The sequence below is a fragment of the Streptomyces alkaliphilus genome (assembly GCF_014141535.1).
Taxonomy (GTDB): Bacteria; Actinomycetota; Actinomycetes; order Streptomycetales; family Streptomycetaceae; genus Streptomyces; species Streptomyces alkaliphilus.
In genome coordinates this window covers 1-5,460 of sequence record NZ_VKHT01000286.1, presented here as the reverse complement: position 1 = coordinate 5,460, position 5,460 = coordinate 1, and the positions used below count along the sequence as shown (strand labels likewise).

Below are 5,460 nucleotides of genomic sequence, written 5' to 3'. Positions count from 1 at the left end.
CCACGGGCGCCGGGTCGGCGGGGGAGCCGCACAGTCGCTCGGCCTCTTCGGCCCGGTTCGCCACCTCGGCGCGCAGGTCCGTCGGGAGCCGTTCGCCCCAGCGTCCGGAGCGGCCCGGGTCCCCCGTGGCGGGGTCCGCGACCAGTTCGGCCGCCGCCGGCCGGTCCGCCGGGTTCTTGGCGAGCAGCCGTCGGATCAGTGGACGCAACTCCTGCGGCACGTCGTCCAGCACCGGATCCTCGTACACCACCCGGTAGAGCAGGGAGGGGGTGCTCGGCTTCTCCCCACCGTGTTCGAAGGGGCCGTGTCCGGTCGCGGCGTGGACCAGGACGGCGCCGAGGGCGAAGAGGTCCACGGCCGGGCCGAGCGGACCGGTTCCCTCGACCTGTTCCGGGGCCATGTAGCCGGGGGAGCCGATCACGCCGCCGGTACGGGTCAGCGAGGGGTCCTCCGCGGCGCGGGCGATGCCGAAGTCGATGAGCTGCGGGCGCCGGGCGGCGAGCAGGACATTGGACGGCTTGAGGTCGCGGTGCACCAACCCCGCGGCGTGCACCGCGGCCAGGGCCCCGGCCAGTTCGACGGCGAGCTCCCGTACGAGGGGGAGCGGCAGCGGCCCGGCGGCGAGGACCCGATCCTCGATGGAGGGGGCGGGCACGTACTCGGTGGCCAGCCACAGCGGCCCCGACGCCTCCCCGCCGCCCCGGCTCCAGTCCACGACCGGGACGGTCCAGGGGCTGCGCACCCGGTCGGCGTGCCGGATCTCGCGTTCGAAGCGCTGCCGGAAGCCCTCGTCGCGGGTGTGAGGGGCGAGGATGGTCTTCAGCGCCAGGGGACGCCCGCCCGGTGTGCGGGCGAGGTAGACGCGTCCCATGCCCCCGGCCCCCAACCTGCGCAGCAGCAGGTAACCGCCGATGTCCTTCGGGTCGTCCGTGCGCAGTGGTTCCACGTGCTCTCCCCCGTGCCGTCGCCTGCGCGAGCAGGGTAGACCGCCGGGACGGACGGTGGGGGGAGTGAGGGGAACCGTTGCCGGCCGCGGACCGCTTCGTGACGATCGGGCGCCCGAACCGCCCCGGCCGGTGGACCCGACGTCTCCCGGATCGCCGATCCCACCGGGCCGGCGGTGCCCGGCGCCGGGCACCGACGCGCGTCGGAGGTCACCACCGGACCATGACTGACGAACAGTCATATATGTTCTTTCGATGCCAAGTTGAGTCCGGTTGGATCCACTGTCGGTCTGGCGCGGGGTAATCGGGTGGTGTGAGGATGGGTGAGGCACGACGGACCGCCTCCAGCCGGGATGTGCGTCGAAGCCGCCCGCACCCCGAAGCGCGCGCCTCCGCCCCCCGCCGGGACGAGGGGCGCGTCACCTTCGTCCACCCGTCGCCCGATGGCGCCCCGCACCCCTCTCCGGGCGTGCGCCCGCGCCGGGCGGGCCCGTGCGGCGCGGTGCGCGGCGGGTCCGTCGTGGTGCGCGCCGACGCACACCGGTGACGTGGAACAGGGCGAGACGGACGCGGCAGGGGTGACGGATGTGAGCGGAGCGGTGAGGGCTCGACCGGGGACGCTGATACCCCCGCCGCGCCCGGGGAACGACGGGGAACGGGCGATCCAGCAGCGCCTGGGCACCACCGAACGGGCCGAGCGCTTCTACGCCGACGAATTGCGCGACCATCTCGACGCGGGCCTGCGGGCCCTGCTCTCCCGGCAGCGTGTCTTCTTCCTGGCCACGGCGGACCGTGAGGGGGCGTGTGACTGCTCGATCCGCGCCGGGGTGCCCGGTTTCCTCCGGGTTCCCGACGACCGCACCCTGCTCTTCCCGGTCGACGCGGGCCGGGGCGTGCACGCCTCGGTGGGAAACATCACCGAGAATCCCCGGGCCGGACTGCTGGTGATCGACGCCGACGGCGCGCACGGTCCGGCCGGCACCGGCGTACGGGTCAACGGGCGCGCCCGGGTGCTGCTCCCCGAACAGATGCGTCTGCAGTTCCCCGACCTGATGGGCGCGGACGTCGGGGCCCCGATGTGGGTGCGACTCGATGTGGAGGAGGTCTTCCGGTACGCGCCGGACACCCCCGGAGCCCCCGACGGCCTGGTGCTGCGGATCGGCCCGGCCGCTCCGCTGCCGCCGGTCGAACGGCCCGCCGACGACCCGCGCGGTGCGGCCGGGGCGTCCGCGCCGGGGACTTCGGCCGGTGGGGAGGTCGGGCGGGCCCCCGCTCCCGCGCGGCCCGGCCCGCTGCCGGTGCGCTCCCGGGGCTCGCGCGCCCGGGGGCGCGCCGCCCCCGTCTCCGCGTCGGGTGCCGGCGGGGAGCCCTCCGGGCCCCGACCCTCCCGGGTGCGGGGCGGGACCGGCGCGTCCGGTGCCGGGGCCCCCGCGACGGTCGGGGAGCCGGGCGGAGGCGTTCCGCCCGCCGGCGCCGGGACGTCCGGGACCCGGGGAGAGGACCTCACGCCGGCCCGGGCGGGAGCGGTGGGGGCGGCTCGTGCCGGACAGTTCTTCGGGGCGGCCCGGGAGGCCCAGAACCGCCGTCCACGCCCCGGCACCGGCGGTGTTCACGAGGCCGGGGGCGTCCCGGGCACCGCTCCCGGCGTGCCGGTGTCGCCCACCTCGGCGGCCTGGCGCGCGGAGGCCGCGCGGGTGGTGGCCGAGGCCGAACGGCGCGGCGCGCGGTACGGGTACTCGCCCCGCGTCGGCCCCGCCGCCTGGTTCGGCGCCCGGCGTTGAGCGGGCCCGCCGAGCCGATCGGCGACGGGCGCCGACCGGTGCGCCCCCTCAGTGCAGGTCGGGTGCGAGCAGGGAGAGGACGCCGGGGATGTTCCGCACCAGGTACCGGTAGAGCGACTCCGGCACCAGGTTCACCGAGGAGAGCCCGGTCCGGGTGAACGGCAGCCGCACCGTCTCGTATCCGCCGCACGGCGCCTCCACCTCCGGTCCGTGCCGCAGGGCGGGGTCGATCGAGGTGGGTCGGCAGACGAAGAAGTGCTGCACCTTCACCGGCCACGGCCCGCCCGCCCGGGGGGCGGGGTACCCGTCGGCGGGGCCGATCGGCACGGTGTCCACGAAGGCCGGGACCACATCGGTGACCTTGGCGCCCAGTTCCTCCAGCACCTCGCGGTGCAGGGCGTCCCGCACCGTCGCGTCCCCCGGCTCCACGCCTCCGCCCGGGGTGATCCAGTACGGGGCCATACCGGGCTTGGTCCGCTTGATGACGATCATCTCGGGAACGGGGGGCACATCCCCGCGTTCGACGGGCCCGGTGTCCAGGAGGATGGCCCGGGCGGTGCGCTTGACCACGGGTGGTGCGTCGGTCATGGGAGGGGTTTCGCCGGCGTGGCCCCGCACCAAACCTCCCCGGCGTCGATCCGCCGTGCCCGATGTGCGCGTTCGGGCCCCGGACCCGCGCATCGGGAACAGCGGGGCACCCGGGGACCCGGAGGCCCCGGCGGATGCCCCGGTGTGCGCGCCGCGTGAGGAGGAGGGTCAGGCGCCGCCGCGTGCGATCTCCAGCGCACGCCGCACGTCCGCGACCAGATCGGCCGGATCCTCCACGCCCATCGACATCCGCACGAAGCCCTCGGCCACCGCGTCGGCGGGCACGCCGTCCGGCGTCGTCCACCGGCCCCTCCGCTCGGCGGTGGAGCGCACCCCGCCGAAGCTGGTGGCCTCCTCCACGATCCGCAGCGCGCCCAGGAACCGTTCCGCGAACCCCCGGTCCGGGAGGGTGAAGCCGATCACGCAGCCGAACCGTCGCATCTGCCGGGCGGCGAGGTCGTGTGCCGGGTCGCTCGGCCGCCCCGGGTACCGCACGCCGGTCACGTCACCGCGCCTCGCCGCCTCGTCCAGCAGCGCCTCGGCCACCGCGAGCGCGTTGGTCTGCTGGTGGGAGGTGCGCAGCTCCAGTGTGGCCAGGCCGCGGTGGACCAGCCAGGCCTCCATCGGACCGGGGATGGCGCCGACGATCTTGCGCCACCCCACCACCCGCTCGATCACCGAGGCGTCCCGGGCCGCGACGTAGCCCAACAGCACGTCCCCGTGGCCGTTGAGGGCCTTGGTGCCGCTGGCCACCGACAGGTCGGCACCCAGTTCCAGGGGGCGCTGGCCCAGGGGCGTGGCCAGGGTGTTGTCCACGGCCACCAGCGCGCCCCGGGCGCGCGCCGCCGTCGCCAGTTCCCGCACGTCGCAGACGTCCAGGCCGGGGTTGGAGGGCGTCTCCAGCCACAACATCCGCAGGTCGGTCGCGGACTCCACGGCCCGCAGCGCCTCCGGGCCCGGCGTGGGGACGGTCGAGACGGTCACGCCGCCGGTCTCCAGCCGCTCCCGCACCCGGTGCAGCAGGTTGTAGCCGTCGGCCGGGAGGATCACGGTGTCGCCGGGGCCGGTGAGGGAGAGCAGCGCGGCGGAGATGGCCGCCATGCCGGACCCGAAGACCACCGCCCGGGCGTCACCCGCCGGATCCTCCAGTTCGGCGATGGCCCGCTCCAGCACGGTCCAGGTCGGGTTGCCGTCGCGGCCGTAGGCGTAGTCGGCGCCGGTGGGGTCGCCCGGCAGGTGGTAGTGGGCGGCGAGCACGGGCCCGGGCAACGGCTCCCGGTACGGCTCGGCCTCCGGCAGACCGGCATGCACGGCCCGGGTGGCCTCTCCGGTGGGCACGCCGCTCCCGGGCGTGGTGCCCACCGCCGCGTCCGGCTCCATCGGCTGCCCGCCCTTCTCCGTCATCCCTCCACCGCCTCTCTCGCGGATCCCGCCGCTCCCGGCCGGGGCGTCCCCGGTGTTCCGCCGGGCGGTGGTCCCCCCGCCCCGCACTGCGCACCGTAACCCCCGCCGGGACGGGACGCTTCCGAGGGGCACCGGAACCGCCGGGGTCGCCCCGGGGCGGGAGCGGGGTGCGGGACGGCCGTCCGGGCCCCCTCACGCCCGCCCGGGTGTCCCGGCGCGGTCGGCGATCAGCTCCCGGATCGTGGCGAGCAGGCCCGGCATCGCGGCCTCGATCATCTCCAGGCACTCCTCGAAGGCCTCCGCGTCGCCCCAGTAGGGATCGGGGACGTCCGGCGAGCGCTCGGCCTCCGGCGAGGGGTCGAAGGAGCGCAGCAGGCGTATCCGGTCGGTGGGTCCCGGGTCGGTACCGTCCGAGGCCGGGGCGAGCGCGCGCAGGCGCCGCAGATGGCCGGTGTCCAGGGCGATCACCAGATCGTGGTGGGGGAATTCCTCGGCCTCGAAGCGGCGGGCGGCGTGCCCGGCGTCGTATCCCGAGGCCAGGAGGGTGGCGACGGCCCGGGTGTCGGCGGGGTCACCGGCGTGCCACCCGTCCGTCCCGGCGCTCTCCACGACCACCCGGTCGGCCGGGCCGTCCTCGGCGAGCCGCCGGCGCAGTACGGCCGCGGCCATGGGGGAGCGGCAGATGTTGCCGGTGCAGACGAAACACACCCGCACCGGGGCCGCGGTGCGGGTGTGGGTGTCGG

The 5,460-nt window shown here is 76.3% G+C and carries 5 protein-coding genes; 1 reads left to right on the top strand and 4 read right to left on the bottom strand.

Annotated elements, in window-relative coordinates:
• Positions 1–946 (bottom strand): serine/threonine-protein kinase (locus FNQ90_RS11330; protein WP_182606250.1); only part of this gene is annotated, 946 nt, incomplete at its 3' end.
• 576 nt (positions 947–1,522) lie between these two features.
• Between FNQ90_RS11330 and FNQ90_RS11325 the strand changes: the two genes are divergently transcribed.
• Positions 1,523–2,725: a pyridoxamine 5'-phosphate oxidase family protein gene (locus FNQ90_RS11325; protein ID WP_182606249.1), complete on the top strand. Its 1,203-nt coding sequence runs from the start codon at positions 1,523–1,525 to the stop codon at positions 2,723–2,725.
• A 48-nt stretch (positions 2,726–2,773) separates the two neighbouring features.
• On the opposite strand, the gene FNQ90_RS11320 is transcribed toward FNQ90_RS11325, so the two are convergent.
• From FNQ90_RS11320 to FNQ90_RS11310, 3 genes are all read right to left on the bottom strand, one after another.
• Positions 2,774–3,313 carry an NUDIX domain-containing protein gene (locus FNQ90_RS11320; RefSeq protein WP_182606248.1) on the bottom strand — a complete coding sequence of 180 codons (540 nt, stop codon included), beginning with the start codon at positions 3,311–3,313 and terminating at the stop codon, positions 2,774–2,776.
• Positions 3,314–3,481: 168 nt separating this feature from the next.
• Positions 3,482–4,693 carry a cystathionine gamma-lyase gene (locus FNQ90_RS11315; protein WP_182606252.1) on the bottom strand — a complete coding sequence of 404 codons (1,212 nt, stop codon included), beginning with the start codon at positions 4,691–4,693 and terminating at the stop codon, positions 3,482–3,484.
• A gap of 216 nt (positions 4,694–4,909) precedes the next feature.
• Positions 4,910–5,431, bottom strand: coding sequence for a low molecular weight protein-tyrosine-phosphatase (locus FNQ90_RS11310; protein WP_323379886.1), 522 nt, complete (start codon positions 5,429–5,431; stop codon positions 4,910–4,912).
• Positions 5,432–5,460: the final 29 nt, after the last annotated feature.